16 protein-coding genes and 1 tRNA gene are annotated in these 18,388 nt (G+C 72.6%); 12 read left to right on the forward strand and 5 right to left on the reverse strand.

Annotation, left to right across the window (positions count from 1 at the left end):
- Positions 1-106: 106 nt before the first annotated feature.
- Both ABZ318_RS06615 and ABZ318_RS06620 read right to left on the reverse strand, forming a co-directional pair.
- Positions 107-193: transfer RNA gene (locus tag ABZ318_RS06615), tRNA-Ser, on the reverse strand.
- Positions 194-328: 135 nt separating this feature from the next.
- Positions 329-1,783: a trypsin-like peptidase domain-containing protein gene (locus ABZ318_RS06620; protein ID WP_356901399.1), complete on the reverse strand. Its 1,455-nt coding sequence runs from the start codon at positions 1,781-1,783 to the stop codon at positions 329-331.
- Between the two features lie 191 nt (positions 1,784-1,974).
- On the opposite strand from ABZ318_RS06620, the gene ABZ318_RS06625 reads away from it, so the two are divergent.
- From ABZ318_RS06625 to ABZ318_RS06635, 3 genes are all read left to right on the forward strand, one after another.
- Entirely contained in the window at positions 1,975-2,796 is an 822-nt protein-coding gene (locus ABZ318_RS06625; protein ID WP_356901400.1) for a glycerophosphodiester phosphodiesterase, read from the forward strand.
- A 107-nt stretch (positions 2,797-2,903) separates the two neighbouring features.
- Entirely contained in the window at positions 2,904-3,506 is a 603-nt protein-coding gene (locus tag ABZ318_RS06630) for an ATP-binding protein (RefSeq protein WP_356901401.1), read from the forward strand.
- Positions 3,507-3,740: 234 nt separating this feature from the next.
- On the forward strand, positions 3,741-4,718 hold the full coding sequence (locus ABZ318_RS06635) for a DUF5926 family protein (protein ID WP_030685553.1): 978 nt from the start codon (positions 3,741-3,743) through the stop codon (positions 4,716-4,718).
- A 221-nt stretch (positions 4,719-4,939) separates the two neighbouring features.
- On the opposite strand, the gene ABZ318_RS06640 is transcribed toward ABZ318_RS06635, so the two are convergent.
- Positions 4,940-5,530 carry a hypothetical protein gene (locus tag ABZ318_RS06640; protein WP_356901402.1) on the reverse strand — a complete coding sequence of 197 codons (591 nt, stop codon included), beginning with the start codon at positions 5,528-5,530 and terminating at the stop codon, positions 4,940-4,942.
- 272 nt (positions 5,531-5,802) lie between these two features.
- On the reverse strand, positions 5,803-6,483 hold the full coding sequence (locus ABZ318_RS06645) for a bifunctional DNA primase/polymerase (protein ID WP_356901403.1): 681 nt from the start codon (positions 6,481-6,483) through the stop codon (positions 5,803-5,805).
- A gap of 504 nt (positions 6,484-6,987) precedes the next feature.
- Here ABZ318_RS06645 and ABZ318_RS06650 point away from each other — a divergent pair.
- Entirely contained in the window at positions 6,988-8,457 is a 1,470-nt protein-coding gene (locus tag ABZ318_RS06650) for a PP2C family protein-serine/threonine phosphatase (RefSeq protein WP_356901404.1), read from the forward strand.
- A 126-nt stretch (positions 8,458-8,583) separates the two neighbouring features.
- Complete coding sequence (locus ABZ318_RS06655; protein ID WP_356901405.1) at positions 8,584-10,050, forward strand: aminopeptidase P family protein; 1,467 nt, start codon at positions 8,584-8,586, stop codon at positions 10,048-10,050.
- 128 nt (positions 10,051-10,178) lie between these two features.
- Here ABZ318_RS06655 and ABZ318_RS06660 read toward each other — a convergent pair whose 3' ends face one another.
- Positions 10,179-10,625: an ATP-binding protein gene (locus tag ABZ318_RS06660; protein ID WP_356901406.1), complete on the reverse strand. Its 447-nt coding sequence runs from the start codon at positions 10,623-10,625 to the stop codon at positions 10,179-10,181.
- Positions 10,626-10,828: 203 nt separating this feature from the next.
- On the opposite strand from ABZ318_RS06660, the gene ABZ318_RS06665 reads away from it, so the two are divergent.
- The 7 genes from ABZ318_RS06665 to pheA all read left to right on the forward strand — a co-directional run bounded on the left by ABZ318_RS06665 (position 10,829) and on the right by pheA (position 18,015).
- A complete protein-coding gene (locus ABZ318_RS06665; RefSeq protein WP_356901407.1) occupies positions 10,829-11,611 on the forward strand; it encodes a hypothetical protein in 783 nt (260 codons plus the stop codon).
- Positions 11,612-11,725: 114 nt separating this feature from the next.
- The gene (locus ABZ318_RS06670) at positions 11,726-12,493 is read left to right on the forward strand and encodes a YcnI family protein (protein WP_356901408.1); all 768 of its coding nucleotides are present in this window, start codon (positions 11,726-11,728) and stop codon (positions 12,491-12,493) included.
- Between the two features lie 34 nt (positions 12,494-12,527).
- Positions 12,528-13,244, forward strand: coding sequence for an SCO family protein (locus ABZ318_RS06675; RefSeq protein WP_356901409.1), 717 nt, complete (start codon positions 12,528-12,530; stop codon positions 13,242-13,244).
- On the forward strand, positions 13,241-13,693 hold the full coding sequence (locus tag ABZ318_RS06680) for a copper chaperone PCu(A)C (protein ID WP_356901410.1): 453 nt from the start codon (positions 13,241-13,243) through the stop codon (positions 13,691-13,693). The genes ABZ318_RS06675 and ABZ318_RS06680 overlap by 4 nt, the downstream gene beginning before the upstream one ends.
- A gap of 24 nt (positions 13,694-13,717) precedes the next feature.
- Positions 13,718-15,745, forward strand: coding sequence for a copper resistance protein CopC (locus ABZ318_RS06685; RefSeq protein WP_356901411.1), 2,028 nt, complete (start codon positions 13,718-13,720; stop codon positions 15,743-15,745).
- A gap of 5 nt (positions 15,746-15,750) precedes the next feature.
- Positions 15,751-17,010, forward strand: a complete 1,260-nt coding sequence (gene efeB / locus ABZ318_RS06690; RefSeq protein ID WP_356901412.1) for an iron uptake transporter deferrochelatase/peroxidase subunit — start codon at positions 15,751-15,753, stop codon at positions 17,008-17,010.
- A gap of 69 nt (positions 17,011-17,079) precedes the next feature.
- Positions 17,080-18,015 carry a prephenate dehydratase gene (pheA, locus tag ABZ318_RS06695; RefSeq protein ID WP_356901413.1) on the forward strand — a complete coding sequence of 312 codons (936 nt, stop codon included), beginning with the start codon at positions 17,080-17,082 and terminating at the stop codon, positions 18,013-18,015.
- Positions 18,016-18,388 lie beyond the last annotated feature (373 nt).

Below are 18,388 nucleotides of genomic sequence, written 5' to 3' on the forward strand. Positions count from 1 at the left end.
GACGGAGAAGACCGGGTTCAGCGAGGAGAGCGCGTCCTGGAAGATCATCGCCATCTTGGGGCCGCGCAGCTTGCGCCGCTCGGCCTCCGGGAGCCCTGACCTGCTGCGGTGGGTGTGGGATTTGAACCCACGGAGACATCGCTGCCTCGACGGTTTTCAAGACCGTTCCCTTAGGCCGCTCGGGCAACCCACCCACGCCCCGGCCCACCTGGGACGGAGCGGGATACAGCCTACCGGTTGGGCGCCTCCGGCAGGGAAGTCCGAGCAGAGACCGAAGGAGGGGAGCGCCGGATGTCCGGTCCCCCCTCCTGACGTTCGGGCGTGTCCGTCAGCTGTCGCCGGTGCGTTCACCGAGGACGACGGTGGCCGTGGCGGTCTTGCCGTCACGCTCGTAGGTGATCTTCACCGAGTCGCCCGGCTTGTGGGTCCAGATCTCGCTGATCAGGGTCGGGCCGCTGTCGATCTGGTGGTCGCCGAAGCCCGTGATCACGTCGCCGGCCTTCAGGCCCGCCTTCGCCGCCGGGCCGTCGGGCGTGACCGAGGGGGTGCCGCCGGAGCCCTGGCCGGCGATCGTCGCGCCCTGCCCCTTCTCGTTCATGTTCACGGTCGCGCCGATCACCGGGTACACCGGCTTGCCCGTCTTGATCAGCTGCTGCGCCACGTTCTTCGCCTGGTTGACCGGGATCGCGAAGCCGAGGCCGATCGAGCCCGCCTGGGACTGGCCGAAGCCGCCGCTGGTCGACTGGATGGCCGAGTTGATGCCGATCACCGCGCCGCTCGCGTCGAGCAGCGGGCCGCCGGAGTTGCCCGGGTTGATCGAGGCGTCCGTCTGCAGCGCGCTCATGTACGAGTTGCTGCCGCCGGAGCCGTCGCCCGAGGCGACCGGGCGGTTCTTGGCGCTGACGATGCCCGTCGTCACCGTGTTCGACAGGCCGAAGGGGGCGCCGATCGCGATCGTCGAGTCGCCGACCGCCACCTTGTCGGAGTCCCCGAGCGGCAGCGGCGTCAGCCCCTTCGGGGCGTCCTTCAGCTTGATGACCGCCACGTCGTAGCCCTCGGCCCGCCCGACGACCTCCGCGTCGTACGTCTTGCCGTCCGAGAACGTCACGGACAGCGTGCCGCCGTCAGCCGCCGACGCCACCACGTGGTTGTTGGTGACGATGTGGCCTTCCTTGTCGTAGACGAATCCCGTGCCCGTACCGCCCTCGCTCTCCTGGCCGCCGGACTTCGCCTGGATGGTGACCACGCTCGGCAGGGCCTTCGCGGCGACCGCCGCGACCGTCCCCGGGTCACGCTTGAAGGAGGCCGGGGCCTGACCGGAGGAGACCGTGGTCGAGGTGAAGCCGTTGTCGCCGCGCTCGGCCGCCCAGTAACCGATGCCGCCGCCGATGCCGCCCGCGACGAGCGACGCGACGAGCACGGCCGCCACGAGGCCGCCGGTCCGCCTGCGCGGCGCCGCAGGGGGCACGGGAGGGTGCGGGGTGCCCCAGGCCGGGACGGCCGGCGGGGGCGGCGGCCAACCACCGGCGGGCGCGGCGGGCGCGGGCGCGGGTGCGGGGGGCTGGTGCGGAGCCGCCGGGGCCGCGGCCTGGACCACTGTCGGTTCGTCCCCCTGCGGGGACGGCTGCGGGGCCGGCCGCGGGGAGGACTCCGGGGCGGGCTCCGGCGTCGCCTGCTGGGGCGTGCCGCCCGCCGGCTCGTCCAGCGACGTCGGGGGTACGGGAGGGGCGGAGGGGGCAGCCGGGTCCGCCGGAACCGGCGTGCCCTCGTTCTCGGTGCTCACAGCTCGCTCTCCTCGTTGACTGCGCGGGATGGGGGTACGTGGGTGGCTCCAGGGTGCTGCACCAGCTTTTCCCACAGGACGTCAGGCCGCTGTAAGGCGGAGCTGTGCGTTCGCACCTCATCCTTTATATACGGACAGAACGGACAGCATCCGAGGTGCCCGTGCCACCCCGCCAATGGCACCATGACGCGGTGACTCACGCACGGCAGCACTCGAACCGCGTCCCCCTCCAGGTCGTCGCCCACCGCGGAGCATCCGAGGACGCACCGGAACACACCCTCGCCGCCTATGTGAAGGCCATCGAGGACGGCGCGGACGCCCTGGAGTGCGACGTCCGGCTCACTGCCGACGGCCATCTCGTCTGCGTCCACGACCGACGGGTCGACCGCACCTCGAACGGCCGCGGCGCCGTCTCCGCGCTGGAACTCGCCGATCTCACCGCCCTCGACTTCGGCACCTGGAAGGGGCGGGACGACTCCGGCGAGAGCCCCGACTGGCGGGACCCCGGATACACCTCCGTCCTCACCCTGGAGCGGCTCCTGGAGCTGGTCTCCGACGCCGGGCGCCGGGTCGAGCTGGCCATCGAGACCAAGCACCCCACCCGCTGGCGCGGCCAGGTCGAGGAGAAGCTGCTCCAGCTCCTCAAGCGCTTCGGCCTGGACGCGCCCGCGTCCCCCGCCGAATCCCCCGTACGCGTCATGAGCTTCTCGGCCCGTTCCCTGTACCGGATCGCCGCCGCCGCGCCGACGCTGCCCACCGTCTCGCTCGCCCAGTTCGTTTCGCCCCGGCTGCGCGACGGGCGGCTGCCCGCGGGTGCGCGCATCGCGGGCCCGTCGATCCGGATCGTCCGGCACCATCCCGCCGTGATCCTGCGGCTCCAGAAGGCCGGGCACCAGGTGCACGTCTGGACGGTGGACGAAGCGGAGGACGTCGAGCTCTGCGAGCGCCTGGGCGTGGACGCGATCATCACCAACCGTCCGAAGCAGGTGATCGCCCAGCTGGGGCGTGACTGAGCGCCGCCGGACGGCCTCTCCCGTCACTCGTTTCCCATCCGTCACAGGAGACAACAGCCCTTACGGGGCGTGCCCCGGCGCGTTCCACGCGTACGCGATCGTCACGAGTGCCCCATCCCACACGGATCGGCCGGTTTCCGGTCCAGGCCATTGGGGCATCCACACGGTGGCGTGGGGCAAAGGAGGTCTCGGGGGTGGCGTTGGTGGTGGCACAGGAGGTGCCCACGTCGTCGAGCATGGCCGTACCCCATGGCCCTGCGGGCGTGGGTGAGGCGCGACACCGGATGCGGGACGAGCTGTACCGCAGCGGGGTGCCCGAATCGGTCGTCGATGACGCGGTGCTGATCCTCTCCGAACTGCTCAGCAATGCCTGTCGGTACGGCAGGCCGCTGAACCACGCGGAGCGGGGCGAAGGCGATGTACGGGCGGCTTGGCGGGTCGACCCGGGGGGCGGCCTGCGGGTCGAGGTGACCGACGGGGGTGGTCCGACACGGCCCGTTCCATCGACGCCCTCGGTCACCGCACGGGGCGGCCGCGGGCTGAACATCATCGGGGCGCTGGCCCAGGACTGGGGCGTACGGGACAGCGCGACCGGTGAGGTCACCGTCTGGGTGGTCGTCACCGAGGGACACCGCCGCGAGGACTTCGCCGCGCGCGTCGGCGGCGGCTCGGGCTTCGACTTCCTCGACGCGTACGACGATCTGGACTGAGACGCGCACGGCGGTCCGGGCCGAAACGCGTACGGCGGTCCGGGCCTAGAACCGGCGCCGGGAGGCGGTGGCGGAAGGTGACGCCGGGAAGCGGCGGCGGGCGCGGTCTTCCGGCGGCGGCCGCCCGGGCCGTCGTGCCGCCCCGCCTGAACGGCCCCGGGGCCCGGTGCGGCTAGGCTCGCGCCCGATACAGCACCGCACACAGCACAGCCGCGATCGGGAGAAAGCCACACCATGGCCAAGAAGCGCCCCCAGACGAAGGCCGGCAAGACCGGCCAGGCACAGGTCACGAGCGGAGAGATCCCGGTCGTCGGCGCCCGCGAGCCGTGCCCGTGCGGTTCGGGCCGCCGCTACAAGGCGTGTCACGGCCGGGCCGCCGCGCACGCCGTGACCGAGCTCGTCCAGCGCCCCTTCGAGGGCCTGCCCGGCGAGTGCGACTGGGTCGCGCTGCGCGAGCTGGTGCCGGCCGCCACCGTGCCGCTCACCCTGAAGGGCGGCCTGCCGGAGGGCGTGCCGTCGGTGACGCTCGCGACCGTGCTGCCGATGGCGTGGCCGGCGCTCCGTCGCGACGACGGCTCCGTCCTGCTCGCCCTGCAGAACGACTCCACCTCCGGCGACCTGGCCCGCGACCTCGCCGACACCCTCCAGCGCGCCCTGGAGGCGGAGCCGGGCACCCCGGTCCCCGCACGCCGGGTGCCGGCCGAGGGCCCGCGCCTGCAGGAGCTGCTCGACGCGGACGCCCCGTTCGTCCCGGAGGTCCACTCGGGCTTCGAGTTCTGGATCCCGCAGTCCGCGGACGGCGCGGACCCGGAGGTCGCGGCCTCCCTGGAGCGGGCCAACGCGGCGGCGATCCCGACCGTGAAGCTGGCGAGCGTCGACTCCGCGTACTGGTGCGAGGTTCCGGACAAGAACCACCTCCGCTGGGTCATGCCGCACCCGGAGGAGAAGCTCCTCGACGCGCTCGCCCGCCTCCAGGCCGGCGAGGGCACCTCGCTCGGCGCGGACACCCGGCTCGTCGGCTCCTTCCGGGCCCACGGTCTGATGGTGCCGGTGTGGGACCTGCCGTCCTCGATGACCGCCGAGGACTGCGAGAAGCCGGCGGCCGAGTTCGCCGAGCGGCTGGCCGCGGCGCTCGCCTCGGACGCCCCGCTGACGGCGGAGGAGCGCCGGGCGCGCGGCGGCCTCACGAACCGTCAGGTCACTCTCAGCTGATACCCCAGGCGGTATCGGTGACAGGCAGACCGACCGGTCGGTGACTTCCACCACAAGACGGGTCCTCGGACGGATAATTCCCTGTCCGAATAACCGAGATCGAATTTGCGAACAGCAGATCTCTTGTTACCGTTCTTGAAGCCCGGTCGCTGGTGCATCCCCCGTCGCCAGCGACCGGGCCTTTCCATGTCCGCTTCCGGCAGGGCCGGGGCGTCCGACGTTCAACTTCCTTCACTGTCCGCCGTGTTGCTTCCCGCGCGGAGCAGCAGCGGAGTGGTGTCCCCCTCGCCCGCTCCCGCGAATTCCGCGACCGCCGTATACACGGTGACCGCGCCGCGAGCGCGCTCCCTCGGCGTTTCGCAGGTCCCCGGTTCGTCCTGTGCCGGAACCGGACAGCTCACTTGCACGGTCCGCCCGCCGGGGCCCATGAGGGTCAGAAACGCGTCGAACTGTCGGCCCGTGGCGTTCCGGTAGTACGTGCGCGCCCAGACCTCGTGTTCCTCGCCCAGGACGCAGGTCTGTGCCTCGGCCCCCTCCGGAGAGGCGAGTTCCGGCCCACAACGCGTGACGCGTGCGGGAGCCGCGGGAGCCGCCGGGACCGCGGGACCGGTTGCGGGGGGAGCGGAGGCCGGTGTATGGGGTCCCAGGCCGAGTCCCTTGAGCAGGTCCCCGGGCTTCGCGTCCCCCTCGGCACTCGCGCCGGCCGGCCGTACGGGGTCCCCCGTCGGCCTCGCCGTCGCGACGAGGGGCAGCAGGACGGCGACCGTGACGGCGGTCCCGAGTCCGACCACGCGGAGGTTCACCGGGCTCATGGGACCCACCTGCTCCTGCTCGGCTGGAGATCCGGAGATCTGGAGATCTTGGACGGTGGGGTGAACATAGCGGCGGGATCCGGGCGCGCGGTCGGCCGCGCGCCCGTTTTCCCTGCAAGTCGGACCAGGACACACCCGTTCGGGTGAACGACCGCGTCCGCCCCGACCCGCCTCCGCACGAAAGCCCCCGAGCGGCCTCCGTACGAAAGTCCCCGACCGGGCTCAGTACGAAAGCCCCCGAGCGGCCCCCGTACGAACGTCCCCGACCGGGCTCAGTACGCCAGCCTGCTCCCGCCGCCCGGCGTGCTCGTGCTCGCCTCGACCAGGGCGTCGACCACCGCCTCCACGTCGGGCAGCCACGGCCGGGCCGAGCCGGCGAGCGGCGCCCGCTCCCAGCGGACCTGCCCGGTCCCCGCGACCGACGGCGGAAGCAGCAGGTAGCCGCCCTCGCCGTGGAACCGCAGCGAGCTGGGCACGCTGTCCTTCGCGTACAGCAGCTCGCCCAGCCGTTCGAGGCCGTACGGGGCGACGAGGATCGACCACCGGGTCGGGGTCGCCACCACCGGGCCGAGCCGCATGCCCGTCGCGTCGAGCGCGGCGAGGGCCCGCGCCCCCGCCACCGCCGGGAGGCTGACCGCGCAGGGCGCGGCGCCGCCGGTGGCGAGGACCACCGGGGCGTCCGGGCGCCGGGTCCACCACCAGCGGACCATGCGCTCGTCCGTGGTGGCCGCGAGCAGCCCGGGGTCGTAGGGGTGCGCGCCGGGCACCACGCAGTCGGGGTCGGGGCAGGAGCAGGCCGCTCCCGTGGCCGTACGGGTCGTCGCTCTCAGGCCCGCGCCCGGCAGGACGGGCCAGTTCCACTCGACCGCGAAGGTGACCGCGGCGTCGAGCCGGGCGGTCCTCTCCTTGCGCCGGAACCGGAGCCTGCGTCGCCTTCCGAGGATCTCGCGCATGAGCGCTCGTTCCTTTCCGTTGAACGCCGAATCCACATCACACCATGTGCAGAACTCTTCACCGTGCGTATCAGCGCGTGCCGGGTCGGCGGGGCGCCGGCCCCCTGGGGAGCGGGGCGGACCGGGCCGGTGCCGGGTGGATCCCGGGGGAACCGGGTGGAGCCAGGTCAGAGCCGGAGCGGGTCAGAACACGTTCCCCGCCACTCGGTGACGGGTTGCGGCCTGCGGCGGGAAAGACGCCGGGGTTCCGCGTCACGTTCCGGGGCGGTGTCAACTGCCCCTGCCTGTCACCGATTACGTACCCAGCACGCTTGGAATGACGCGCTTTCAAACGACGCCAGTCGACCGCAAAAGGTGCACACCGGGGGCAATTTTCGGCCAACTTCCCGCGTACTTCAACCCCCTCGCACGACCTCACGGACACCACAAGTCCCGTGGGGACAATGCTGGACATCGTTCCTCTTGTGCGTGTACATGTGGATGCATCGAGCGGCTCAGATTGACATGGGGGTTTGCGATGCTTTGGCGTCAAACGCACCGGTCGGAAAGCCGACTGCCATGAGCGCCCCACACATGCCGAAAGTGGCCGGAATCAATTCCACGGCTCCCGGGCCCCCGCACACTACGCCGCCCCTCCCCGGGGTGCCCGCGGCGGCGAGCCCCGCCGACGCGGCCCTCCCGCCCGGTGTCCTGATCCAGGACCGGCTGGCCTCCTGGGTCTCCGACCTCACCACCCTCCACGAACTCACCGAGCGCCTCATCAAGACCGCCTCCCTCGACGAGGCCCTCCGCGAGACGCTCGGCGCCGGCGCCGCCCTCGTCGGCGCCCGCCGCGGCATGGCCGTCCTCGAACCGGCCGACGGCCGCGGCCCCACCAGCACCATCGGCCTCGGCCTCGCCCACGCCGACCTCGGCACCATCGAGACCGTCCCCCGCGGCGACACCAGCTACGGCCGCCTCCTCGACGGCCTCCCCGACCCCGGGCACCCCGAGCGCGTCCCCGACCCGATCGCCATCCGCGACGTCCGTGCGGAGGAGGGCCTCGACCCGCGCCACCGCGAGGTCGCCGCCCGCCTCGGCTACGCCGCCAGCTACGCCCTGCCCCTCGCCACCGAGCAGGCCGGCCGACTCGGCGCGGTCGTCTGGCTCTACGACGAGCCCGCCGAACCCACCGACCGGCAGCGCCACCTCATCGGGCTCTACGGCCGCTTCGCCACCGAGCACCTCGCCCGGCTCCTCCAGGTCGAGCGCGCCCGCGTCCAGGTCGCCACCGTCACCGAGGAGCTGCTCCCCAGCCGTCTCCCGCGCGTCCCCGGCGTCCAGCTCGCCGCCCGCCACCGCACCGGCCCGCTGGGCGGCGGCGACTGGTACGACGCGCTGCCGCTGCCCGACGGCGCCCTCGGTCTGGCCGTCGGCTCCGTCTCCGGCACCGGGCCCAGCGCGCTGGCCGCCATGGGCCGGCTGCGCGCCTCCCTCCGGGCGTACGCCGTGATGGAGGGCGAGGACCCTGTCGCCGTCCTCTCCGACCTGGAGCTGCTGCTCCGGATCACCGAACCCGCCCGCTCGGCGACCGCCCTCTTCGCCTACGCCGAGCCCGCGCAGCGCCGGATCGTCCTCGCCGGCGCCGGTCACGCCCCGCCGCTGGTCGTCGGCGACCGCCGCACCGAGTTCGTCGAGACCTCGCTGTCGGCCCCGCTCGGGATGCTCTCCTGCTGGGAGGCGCCGAGCGTGGAGCTGTCCCTCGCGCCCGGAGAAACGGTGCTCCTCTACACGGACGGGCTGCTGCGCCGTACCGGCGACGCCATGGACCGGGCCTTCGCGCGGCTCCACGCGGCCGCCGCGAGCGTGCCGAAGGCGGACCGGGGCGACCCGGGCGCCGTCGCCGACCACGTCCTGCGGGCCCTGCTCCCCGAGGGCCTGGACCCGGCCGTGGACGGCGAGGACGTGGTCCTGCTCGCCGCCCGCTTCGAGTGAGCCGTTCCGACCGATAGGTGTAACCGGAACGCAACTCTCCGGTAATGGGTCTTCCGGCCCTGGGCCCCCTTCCGCACGACCGTACGATGGTGGGGGTTCAGTGTCGTACCAAGAGGAGGCAGACCCGTGGCCGAGGAGCTCACCCCGGAGACCCCGGAAGAGACCGAGACCGAAGAGCAGCCGATCAAGCAGCGCAAGAACGGGCTGTACGGGGGCGTGTCCGACGAGCTCGCCGAGAACATGCGGTCCGGCTGGGCCGACACCGAGCTGCACGACCTCGCGCCGATCGCGCAGGCCGACAAGACCGCCGCGCGCCGCGCCGCGCTCTCCGCCCGCTTCCCGGGCGAGCGCCTGGTGATCCCCGCCGGGAACCTGAAGACCCGGTCGAACGACACCGAGTACGCCTTCCGCGCCTCCACCGAGTACGCGTACCTCACCGGCGACCAGACGCAGGACGGCGTCCTCGTCCTGGAGCCGACCGAGGACGGCCACGAGGCCACGGTCTACCTGCTGCCGCGCTCGAACCGCGAGAACGGCGAGTTCTGGCTCGACGGCCAGGGCGAGCTGTGGGTCGGCCGCCGCCACTCCCTCGCCGAGGCCGAGCAGCTCCTCGGCATCCCGGCGAAGGACGTCCGCGAGCTCGCCGACGCCCTCAGGGAGGCCACCGGCCCCGTCCGCGCCGTCCGCGGCCACGACGCCGGCATCGAGGCCGCGCTGACCGACAAGGTCACCGCCGAGCGCGACGAAGAGCTGCGCGTGTACCTCTCCGAGGCCCGCCTCATCAAGGACTCCTTCGAGATCGCCGAGCTGGAGAAGGCCTGCGCCTCGACCGCCCGCGGCTTCGAGGACGTCGTCAAGGTCCTCGACAAGGCCGAGGCCACCAGCGAGCGCTACATCGAGGGCACGTTCTTCCTGCGCGCCCGCGTCGAGGGCAACGACATCGGCTACGGCTCCATCTGCGCCGCCGGCCCGCACGCCACCACCCTGCACTGGGTCCGCAACGACGGCGACGTCCGCTCCGGCGACCTGCTGCTGCTCGACGCCGGCGTCGAGACGAACGAGCTCTACACCGCCGACATCACCCGCACCCTGCCGATCAACGGCCGGTACACCGAGATCCAGCGCAAGATCTACGACGCCGTGTACGAGGCGCAGGAGGCCGGCATCGCCGCGGTGAAGCCCGGCGCCGCCTACCGCGACTTCCACGACGCCGCCCAGCGCGTCCTCGCCGAGAAGCTCGTCGAGTGGGGCCTCGTCGAGGGCCCGGTCGACCGCGTCCTGGAGCTCGGCCTCCAGCGCCGCTGGACCCTGCACGGCACCGGCCACATGCTCGGCATGGACGTCCACGACTGCGCCGCCGCGCGCACCGAGATGTACGTGGACACCACCCTCGAACCGGGCATGTGCCTGACCGTCGAGCCCGGTCTGTACTTCCAGGCCGACGACCTGACCGTGCCGGAGGAGTACCGCGGCATCGGCGTCCGCATCGAGGACGACATCCTCGTCACGGAGGACGGCAACCGGAACCTCTCGGACGCGCTGCCGCGCCGCGCCGACGAGGTCGAGGCGTGGATGGCCGCGCTGAAGGGCTGAACCCCGCGTACGTTGGAAGGGAAGGGCCCCCGCCGACCGACCGGCGGGGGCCCTTCCCCGTACCTCACGCCCTTACGCCGCACCTTTGCGTCACGCCTTTACGCCGCACCTTGCGTCGCGCCTTCACGTCACGCCATGAGGAGCGACGGGCTGTCCCGCCACTTCAGGATCTTGTCGAAGCTGACCACGGCGCCGCCCCGGCCCGAGCGGTTGCCGAACTGCACGTGATCGGCCAGCTCCTCGATCAGGCGCATCCCCCGGCCGTGCTCGGCCTCGTCCGCCGGGACGGCCGGCGCCCCGGCGCCGGGGAAGCCCGGGCCCGAGTCCGCCACCTCGATGCGGCACGTCTCGCCGTCCAGGTACGCCGTCACCCGGTACGCCCCGCCCGGCTCCCGCGAGCCCGCTCCGCCGCCGTGCTCGACGGCGTTGGCGCACGCCTCGGTCAGCGCGACCGACAACTCGTACGACACGTCGGGATCGACACCCGCCGTCTCCATCGTGCCCAGCAGAAGCCTTCGCGCGAGTGGCACGCTCGCGGCCTCGCGCCGCAGATGGAGTGACCACCAGATGCTCATGCTCCAGCCTCCCGGCAGCGGCTCGACATACCGATACGTATTGCCGGGGCGGGCGCTCCGTAAGCCCCCGGAGGCGTCAAGAGCGCTCGTTCGGCGGATGCACCGGGGGCGTGCGCCGGTGTATGTCACCCGAAGGCGTTCAAGAACGACCTTCCGGACCTGCCGCATGGCGGTGTGGGACGTGGTGCGATGATGGGGCCGCCATGACTGCCCCCGCGCTCGCTCCACGGCTGCTGAGGGCCGCGGTGTTCACCGCGGTCTGCGTCGTGCTGTCCGCGCTGGGACACGCCCTCGCCGCCTGCGCGGGCATCGCCCTGTGGACCCTCGTCGCCGGATTCCTCGGCGTCTTCGGCGTCACCGTCCTCCTCGCCGGCCGCGCGCGCTCCCTCGGCTTCGTCGTCGGCGCCCTCACCGGCGGGCAGCTCGGCCTGCACGTCCTCTTCGGGCTCGGACAGCGGCAGCTCGCCCTGAGCGAGCAGGCCGACGACGCCCTCGTCCGGATGGCCGCCCGGCTGGTCTGCGGGGCGGGCACCGCCTCCCTCAGCCCCGCCGACGCCACCCGGATCATCACCGACGCCGGGCTTGACCCGGCCGACGCGCACGCCCACACGGGACACCTGGCCGCCGAGGCGATCACGCCCGCCGGCGAGCTGCTGCCCGGCCTGCCCATGCTCCTCGGCCACCTCCTGGCCGCCCTGGCCGCGGGCTGGCTGCTGCGCCGCGGCGACCACGCCCTCGGCCGGCTCGTGGAACTCTCCGAGCAGGGCGCGACGGAGCTCGCCGAGTGCGCCCTCGTGCGCTCCCTGCGGGCCGCGCTCCGTCTCGTACGGGCCCTGCTCGCCGGACTGCCGTCGGCGCCGCGCACGGGGCCGCGGCGGACTCTCCGGGCCCCCTTCGACTCCTCGCCGCCGCCGGTGGCCGAGGCCCTCCAGCACACGGTGATCAGGCGCGGCCCCCCGGCCGCCGACTGCGTCCTCGCAGCCTGACACGGACCGCTCGTCGTGAGCGGGCCGTGCCCGTCCGCACGCCCGTGCGGGACTCCGGTCCCCCGGCGCGCTCTCCACATCTTCCGAGACTTTCGAGCTGGAGTGTCTTCCGCCATGAGCGTTTCCCGTACCCGTACCTCCGCCCGCGCCGTCCTCGCCGGCGGCATCGCCCTCTCCTCCGTGGTGCTGCTGTCCGGCACCGCCTTCGCGCACGTCAGCGTGCAGCCGCAGGGCGAGGCGGCCAAGGGCGGCTACGCGACCGTCAACATCAAGGTCCCGAACGAGCGCGACAACGCCTCCACCGTGAAGCTGGAGGTCAACTTCCCGCTCGACCACCCGCTGGCCTCCGTCATGCCGCAGCCCATCCCCGGCTGGAAGGCCGAGGTCACCAAGAGCAAGCTCGACAAGCCGCTGGAGCTGCACGGCAAGAAGATCAACGAGGCCGTCTCCAAGGTCACCTGGACCGCCGACGGCTCGGGGATCGGCCCCGGCCAGTTCCAGCAGTTCCCGCTCTCCCTCGGCCGGCTGCCCGAGGACGCCGACCAGCTGGTCCTCAAGTCGATCCAGACGTACTCCAACAAGGAGGTCGTGCGCTGGATCGAGGAGCAGAAGGAGGGCGCGGAGGAGCCGGAGAACCCGGCCCCCGTCCTGAAGCTCTCCGCCGCCTCCGAGGACCACCACGGCGGCGCCGCTCCGTCCGCCTCCGCCTCCGCCGGGACGGACGAGAAGGCCGGTCACGACGACAAGACGGCCGACCACCAGGAGACCGCCTCCGCGTCCTCCACCGACACCACGGCCCGCGTCCTCGGCGTCGTCGGCATCCTCGTCGGTGTCGCGGGCGTCGCCTTCGGCGTCCTCGCCGGCCGCCGCCGCTCGGCCTGACGGCCGCGTCCCCACCCGATCCGGAAGAAGCACCATGTCTGAAGAGAAGACGCCCGGGACGGCCACGGCCCGTCCCGGGCGGCGCACGCCGCTGGTCATCGCGGCCGTCGCGATCGTCGCCGCGATCGGCCTCACCGCCGCCGTCGGCCTCGGCGACGACGACAAGCCCTCGGGCTCCGGCTCGGCAGTCGCCGAGGTCTCCGGCGTCACCGGGTCCACCAAGGCCGCCACCGTCCTCGACCGGCCGTTCACCAAGCCCGCGCTCGTCCTCACCGACACCAAGGGCGAGAAGTACGACCTGCGGGAGCGGACCAAGGGCAAGCCGACGCTCATCTACTTCGGCTACACGCACTGCCCCGACGTCTGCCCCCTGACGATGAGCAACATCGCCATCGCCAAGAAGAAGCTCCCCAAGGCCGATCAGGACAGGCTCCAGGTCGTCTTCGTCACCACCGACCCCGAGCGGGACACCTCCGCCGAGCTCGCCAAGTGGCTGCCCGCCGCCGGCGACCCCTCCTTCACCGGCCTCACCGGCGACTTCTCCGCCATCCAGGCGGGGGCCCGGCAGATCGGCATCGGCATCGACCCGCCGAAGAAGGAGAAGGACGGCTCGGTCGTCTCCATGCACGGAGCCCAGGTGATCGCCTTCTCGCCCACCACCGACCAGGGCTACGTCCTGTACGGCGAGGACGCGACCGTCGACGACTACGCCAAGGACCTGCCGAAGATCATCAAGGGGGAGAACCCGTGACCCGCCGCACCACCGCCCTGTCCGCCGCCGTGGCGCTCGCCGCCGCGCTCGCGCTGACCGGGTGCTCGTCCTCCGAGAGCAAGCCCGACCTGGAGGTCAGCGGCGCGTTCATGCCCCAGCCCGTGATGGACATGGCCGGCGGCTTCCTCACGATCAAGAACGACGGCGACACGGCGGACAAGCTGACCTCCGTCACCAGCCCGCTCTCGGACGACGTCACCATCCACGAGGCGAAGAACCAGAAGATGCAGGAGGTGAAGTCCTTCGACATCCCCGCGAACGGCGAGCTGAAGCTCGAACGCGGCGGCAACCACATCATGTTCATGGAGCTGAAGTCGAAGCCCAAGCAGGGCGACAAGGTCGGCATCGAGCTGCACTTCGAGAAGTCCGACCCCATCAAGGTCGACCTTCCCGTCGAAGCGCCCAACCACAACCCGCAGCAGCACTGAGCTCGTTGACGGAGTGACACAGAGATGACAACCACCGCCCCGCGCCTCGGCAACGCCCTGGCCCGGCTGCTGATCCTCGCGGCCGCGCTGCTCGGCACGCTGCTCGCCGGCGCCGCCCCCGCCTCCGCGCACGCGGCGCTGACCGGCAGCGACCCGAAGGACGGGGCGGTGGTCGCCACCGCCCCCAAGGAGGTCAACCTGACCTTCTCCGAACAGGTCGCCATGAGCCCCGACTCCATCCGGGTCCTCGACCCGGCGGGCCGGCGGGCCGACACCGGCGAGATACGCGATCTGTGCAGCGGCTCCGTCGTCCGGTACGGGGTGGGGCTCCGCGCCGGACTGCCCGACGGCACGTACACCGTGGCCTGGCAGGCCGTCTCGGCCGACAGCCACCCCGTCGCCGGTGCCTTCACCTTCTCCGTCGGAGCCCCCTCCACGACCTCCGTCGCCCTGTCCGACCAGGCGCCCGGCGGCGGCCTCGTCGGCGCCCTCTACGGCATCGCCCGCTACCTCGCGTACGCCGGATTCGCCGTCCTCGTCGGCGGCGGCGCCTTCGTCCTGGCCTGCTGGCCGCGCGGCGCGAGCGTCCGCCCCGTCCAGCAGACCGTGGTCCGGGGCTGGCTGACCCTCACCGGCGCCACCCTGGCGATGCTGCTCCTGCGCCATCCGTACACCGGCTCCGGGAAGCTCTCCGACGCCTTCGACCTGGTCGGCCTGAGGACCGTCCTGGAGACGAAGACCGGCGCCGCGCTCACCTCCCGGCTGCTGCTGCTCGGCGCGGCCGCGCTGTTCGTGGCCGTCCTCTTCGGCGCCTACGCCCGCCGCACCGACCCGAAGGAGAAGAAGGACCTCTCCTTCGGACTCGCCCTCGGCGGCACCGTCGTCGCCGCCGGCATCGCCGGGACCTGGGCCCTGGCCGAGCACGCCTCGACCGGTATCCAGCCGGGCGTCGCCATGCCCGTCGACATCCTGCACCTCCTCGCCGTCGCCGCCTGGCTCGGCGGCCTCACCGTGCTCCTCGTCGCCCTCTACCGGGCGCCGTCCGTCGAACGCTCCGCCGTCGAGCGCTTCTCCAAGGTGGCCCTCGGCTCCGTGACCGCCCTCGCGGCCACCGGGCTCTACCAGTCCTGGCGCCAGGTCGGCTCCTGGTCCGCGCTGACCGGGACCCGGTACGGCCAGCTGCTCCTGGTCAAGATCGGCCTCATGGCGGTCCTCGTCGGCATCGCCTGGATCTCCCGCCGCTGGACCCAGCGCCTGGCTGAACCGTCACCGGGGGGAGCGGACAAGACGCTGGTCGCGGACGATGACCTGGGCTCGGGTGATGACCTGGGCGCGGGTGATGACCTGGGCTCGGACGAGGGCCCGGGCGCGGATGATGACCCGGGCACGGACGAGAGCCCGGAAGCCGAGGGGCCGGACGGTGGGTCCGAGGCCGACGGGCCCGGGGTCTCGGGCGAAGCCGCCGGATCGGTCGATCCGACGCGGGCCGCGCAGCTCGCCCGGCAGCGGGCCGCCGTCGCCACCGCCCGGCGGAAGCGGGAGCGGGACGCCGACCCCGAGCGGACCGGTCTGCGCCGCTCGGTGCTGACCGAGGCCGCAGTCGCCGTCGTCCTCCTCGCCGTGACCACCGTCCTCACCTCGACCGAGCCCGGTCGCACCGAGGAGGAGGCCGGGCGGGCCACCGCCTCCGGCCCGGCCGCCGTGCCCGACCGGCCCGTCGACATCCGGCTGCCCTTCGACACCGGCGGCGTCGACGGCAAGGGCGTCGTCCGTCTCAGCCTCGACCCCGGCCGCACCGGTGCCAACGCGCTCCACATCTTCGTCGAGCGCCCCAACGGCAAGCCGCTGGACGTCCCCGAGATCAAGGTCGCCCTCACCCTGGAGGCGAAGAACGTGGGCCCGCTGCCCGTCACCCCCGACCGGATCCAGACCGGACACTGGAGCGCGAGCGGCGTCCAGGTCCCGATGCCGGGCGACTGGAAGATCCAGGTGACCGTCCGTACCTCCGAGATCGACCAGACCACCATCGACAAGAACGTGAAGATCGGCTGAGCCTCGTGACCGACAGCGACAACCTCGATCTCTCCCGACGGCGCCTGCTCGGCGCCGTCGGCGCGGCGGGCGCGGCCGGCCTCGTCGCCGGCGCGGCCGGTGGAGCCGGGATCTCCGCGGCCCTGTCCGACGACACCGCCGGAGCCGACGGCACCCCGGCCCTGACCACCGTCGGCTCGACCGCGGTGATGTTTCACGGGAAACATCAGGCGGGCATCACCACCCCCCTCCAGTCCCGTGGCCATCTGGTCGCCTTCGACCTCGCCCCGGGCGCCGGCCGCAAGGAGGCCGCCGCCCTGCTGCGCCGCTGGTCGGCCACGGCGAAGGTGCTGATGGCGGGCAAGGCCCCGGCCGAGGACACCGGGGTCGCGCTCGACGCGGGCCCGTCCTCCCTCACGGTCACCTTCGGCTTCGGCCGGACCTTCTTCGACCGCACCGGGCTCACCTCGCGCCGCCCCGCCGAGCTGGATCCGCTGCCCGCCTTCTCCGCCGACGCCCTGGACCCCCGGCGCTCGGAGGGCGATCTGTGGGTGCAGATCGGCGCCGACGACGCGCTCGTCGCCTTCCACGCGCTGCGCGCCGTCCAGAAGGACGCGGGGGACGCGGCCCGGGTGCGCTGGCAGATGAACGGCTTCAACCGCTCGGCCGGCGCCACCGCGAAGCCGATGACCGCCCGCAACCTGATGGGTCAGGTCGACGGCACGGGCAATCCGAAGCCCACCGACCCGGACTTCGACCGGCGGATCTTCGTCCCGTCCGGATCGGGCGGCGCGCCGGAGTGGATGGCCGGCGGCTCGTACGCGGTGGTGCGCCGGATCCGGATGCTGCTCGACGACTGGGAGAAGCTGCCGCTGGACCGGCAGGAGAAGGTGATCGGGCGCCGGAAGTCCGACGGGGCCCCGCTCACCGGTGGCTCCGAGACCACCGCACTCGATCTGGACAAGCTCGGGCCGGACGGGAAGCCCGTCATCCCCGACAACGCCCACTCCCGGATCTCCGCCCCCGAACAGAACGGCGGGGCGGCGATGCTGCGCAGGCCGTTCTCCTTCCACGACGGGATCGGTCCGGACGGAACGCCGGACGCGGGGCTCCTCTTCGTCTGCTGGCAGGCGGACCCGCTCAGGGGCTTCGTCCCGGTGCAGCGCAAGCTCGATCGGGGCGACGCGCTGTCCGCGTTCATCCGCCACGAGGCGAGCGGGCTCTTCGCGGTCCCGGGCGGGCCCGCCGAGGGCGAGTACGTGGGCCAGCGCCTGCTGGAGGCCTGACCGTCCCGACCGGAGGGGCGCCCCGCCGGTGCGGCGGCCCTCTCCGGCGGCGAGCATTAGGGTGACGTCATGTCCGCCACCCGGTACACCTATCTCGGCCCCGAAGGCACCTTCACTGAGGCGGCGCTGCGCACGCTGCCCGAGGCCGCGACGCGGGAGCTCGTCCCCATGGTCTCGGTCCCGGCCGCCCTCGACGCCGTGCGGAACGGGGAGGCCGCCGCCGCGCTCGTCCCGATCGAGAACTCGGTCGAGGGCGGGGTGACCGCGACGCTGGACGAGCTGGCCTCCGGCGAGCCGCTGATGATCTACCGCGAGGTACTCCTCCCGATCGCCTTCGCGCTGCTCGTCCGGCCCGGGACCAAGCTCTCCGAGATCAAGACGGTCACGGGCCACCCGGTGGCCCAGCCGCAGGTCCGGAACTGGCTGCGGGCCCATCTGCCCGAGGCGGTGTGGGAGTCGGCGGCCTCCAACGCGGACGGCGCCCGGCTGGTGCAGGAGGGCCGGTTCGACGCCGCCTTCGCGGGGGAGTTCGCGGCGGCGACGTATGGCCTGGAGGCGCTGGTCACGGAGATCCACGACGCGGAGAACGCCGAGACGCGGTTCGTGCTCGTGGGTCGGCCGGCCCGGCCGGCGGCTCCGACGGGCGCGGACAAGACCTCGGTGGTGCTGTGGCTGGGTGACGATCATCCGGGTGCCCTCCTCGAACTGCTCCAGGAATTCGCGGTGCGCGGGGTGAACCTGATGCTGATCCAGTCCCGGCCCACGGGAGCGGGGATCGGGAACTACTGCTTCGCCGTGGACGCCGAGGGCCATATCTCGGACCGGCGGGTGGGCGAGGCGCTGATGGGCCTCAAGCGGATCTGCCCCAAGGTGCGGTTCCTCGGCTCGTACCCCCGGGCGGGCGTCTCGGTGGAGGACGTGTCGGCGCTGCGGCGCGGGACTTCGGACGTGGAGTTCATGGAGGCCTCCGACTGGCTGACGAGGGCCCAGGACGGTCGGGCCTGATCCGATGGTGGAGGAACTCCCGCGTCGGCGTGATCGGTCGTCCACAGGTACGGACCACTAGTCCTACCTGCATACTTTTCAGTTACCCACAGAAGTTATCCACAGGCGCCTTGTGGGTCCTGGGGACAAGTCGACACCTCGCCGAGACAAGGTCGACAAATCGCCCCCCTCACTCTCCGCCCATCCGTGCGCCATCCACAGCACCCTCCTGGCGTTCCCGTCAGCAACCCTCTGTTGACCCACCCGTTGGAGCGACCAATTCCCACCCAAATGAGTGTGTGAAGGGTGTTTGATCACGGAATTCCCAGGCACGATGAGCGGAATCCCCGGGCCCTTCTCTGTAGTCCACAGATTTTCCGCACAGCCTGTGGAT

The organism is Streptomyces sp. NPDC006197 (genome assembly GCF_040613865.1).
GTDB lineage: Bacteria > Actinomycetota > Actinomycetes > Streptomycetales > Streptomycetaceae > Streptomyces.